This window comes from Nitrosomonas sp. Nm51, assembly GCF_900111165.1.
In the GTDB taxonomy this organism is placed as follows: Bacteria; Pseudomonadota; Gammaproteobacteria; order Burkholderiales; family Nitrosomonadaceae; genus Nitrosomonas.
The window spans coordinates 1-2,800 of record NZ_FOGH01000103.1 but is presented as its reverse complement, the minus strand read 5'-3'; the positions used below and the strand labels follow the sequence as shown (position 1 = coordinate 2,800).

General features: G+C 42.2%; 1 protein-coding gene, 1 pseudogene and 1 other annotated feature. The gene and the pseudogene both read right to left on the bottom strand.

Annotated features, from left to right (window positions below):
- Positions 1–96: 96 nt before the first annotated feature.
- Positions 97–836, bottom strand: a pseudogene (locus BMY60_RS16460) (IS3 family transposase); the annotation flags it as partial.
- Positions 442–558, bottom strand: a sequence feature (AL1L pseudoknot). Its footprint overlaps the pseudogene before it by 117 nt.
- Positions 837–840: 4 nt before the next feature.
- Positions 841–2,800: DEAD/DEAH box helicase (locus tag BMY60_RS14865; RefSeq protein WP_218141723.1), on the bottom strand; the 1,960-nt coding region annotated here is incomplete at its 5' end.

The following is a 2,800-nucleotide window of genomic DNA, read 5'->3' as shown; positions in this document are numbered from 1 at the left end:
TCTATTCATCACCACTTCTGATGACCGGAATGCATTCCAAACATGCTCAAGCTTCGTTAGTATCAACAATAGATACTTTCGAAGAATGGGCGCACCAAAAGTGATATCCGCAACCCATAGCTGGTTTGGGCGGGTCGCTACAAATTGTCGATTAACCTTGTCTGTTGGCCGGTCAAGCAGGTCATCTGCAATCGTCGTCCAACACTTTTTACCGCGTCTGATGCCTTGTATTCCAAGCTTCTTCATCAGTCGCTCGACGGTGCAGCGGGCAACCTGAATGCCTTCACGTATCAATTGCCGCCATACTTTGTTGGCGCCGTAGACTTTAAAGTTGCCGTCCCATACGCGCTGTATTTCCTGTTCAAGCGCTTTGTCTCGTTTGATGCGATCGGGTAGCCGGTCAGGATCGCGTTCACGAGCCTTGTGTTCGTAATAACTCGATGGGGCAATCTGAATTTGCCTGCAGATCGGCTCGACCCCATACTGTTCCTTGTGTTGATCGACAAATACCATTGTCATTTCGGTCGGCGGTCGAGCTCCGCCTGGGCAAAATAAGCAGACGCCTTGCGCAATATCTCATTGGCACGCTTTAACTCACGATTCTCGCGCTCCAGTTGTTTGAGTCTCTCACGTTCCGAGGTTGACATGCCGCATCGAATACCTTGATCAGTCTCAGTTTGTCGCACCCATTTGCGCAGCGTCTCAGCAGTACAACCAATCTTGGATGCTATCGATTCCAGTGCTGCCCACTCCGACGCATACTCGCCTTGGTGTTCTCGCAATAGCCGGACAGCGCGTTCCCGTACTTCCGGTGAATACCTCATTTGTTTTTTCATTACTCTATCCTCTCAAGAAATAGAGTCTCCTGTAAACCCGGGGCGATTCAACTCTTTGCTTTGCTCGCGTTGCGATAACATTTAGTCGTCTCCAGCCCAAATCAGAATTAATTGGCCCAAACCGTTGCGCAACTGGACCACCCGGCTGCTCTGGGCCATATGTTGTAGAAATAAAAATAACATCGCGTTCATCACCCTGTACGTTTTCCAGGTTTTTGATGAACAATGGCTCATCATGTTCTTGTTCGGAGATTAGCGTATCCACCACTGGGTCTTTTTGTCTCACTTTTTCTAATAAAAAATTAATTTCTTCCGCTTGAGCTTTATTAATTGCAGCCACGCCTAAACTCTTTTCAGCATGTCTATGGAAGTGATGGATTATATTCTCTACAACAACTTCAGCTTCGGCCCGATTCCTACCCTTTTTATACGATGGTTTATCAATATAATTGAAATGAACACCATAATCTCTGACATCACGCTTCGGAGATGGAAAGACAATCAAGTCCCCATCGTAGAACTTCTCATTAGAAAACTGAATCAGTGACTCATGCTCTGAGCGGTAATGCCATCTGAGGCGTCTGTACGGGAATTGTTTGAGACATACATCCAATATCGCTTCTGTATCGTCAATGACTGTTGCTTCCTCCTCATCATCACTTGTGCTAGTATCGAAAAAACTTGTAGGTGGTAACTGTTTTGGATCTCCCACAATAATTGATTTGTCCGCTCTGGCAATAGCACCTAAAGCATCTTCTGGCCTTAACTGAGAAGCTTCGTCCATAACAACAAGATCAAAATGTATGTCTCCTGGTGCTAAATATTGCGCTACAGATATGGGTGACATTAGAAAACATGGTTTTAAGGCTTTGAGTGCTTCACCACTCCTTTTGATAAGTTGACGAATAGGTATATGCCTTGTCTTTTTGTTCGCTTCATGCACAAGCAGCCTTTTATTTGTATAAGTACTTAATGGACCACTACCTATACCTATGGGAACAGGCACATTTGCCAGCTTTGCAGCGATCTGCTTAGCATTAATAGTCAGAATTTCTCTATCTAATTCAGCAAACCGACTCCTTATATTCTGATAGCGGGTTTCTGAAAATTCTGCAAGAAATTTATTTCCGGATATTTCATGACCATAGATAGTTTTGTAGAGATAGTATTCGTATGCTTTTCCACTCTGATCATTCTTTAAAATATTCTCCATTACCTTATCAGCGATAATACTAAATCCCTTGTCAGAAACACTTTCACTGGTATGAGCCCAGCGCTTCAATAAGGGCAAACTTGAAATAGTGTCATTAGCACATTGCAATTTACCGACTAAACCTTCTATATCTTGAGTTTTTCCACCCATCCAGAGGCTTTCATTTATTTTGCCTTGCTGATTGAGTACCCCTATACATTTCTTCCATGCAGTTTTGAAATTAACTATTTTCTCATGTAATTTCTTGTAACGCTCTGGGTCAATATTATCTTCACTGATAAATGCCCAAGTTAATATATTGATATGCATACCAGGTTTGGATAGAGAGTCTTCAATCCATTCGTTTATTTGTTTAAGTTTATGATAATCGGTAGATTCCCTATACCATTGGTTTTTCAATATCAAATTAAAACTCGGTAATGCCTCTATAGTACTTTCCCATTCCTTTGCTTTTTTATATAACATGTATGTTTGTTGTGCCTGCTCCAGTGTTGCTGAAGAATAACACCAAGGTTGGCACAGTCTTTGGTCGGCCACTTGAATTTTCTCTGCCCAAGGTCTCAAGGTATTCGCTATCTCGATTACAGGGCGTTGCCACATGTTCCCTGGAAAAGGATGGGTTTTTTTAAATTTGCTGACAAATTCAAACGATCTAATTAGTCGGCCCTGAAAAAGGATATTTTGAAAATTCTTCTTCGCAAAAATATTTGCCAGAAATTTTTTATCCTGTCTGTACATTTTTTTCAGAAAT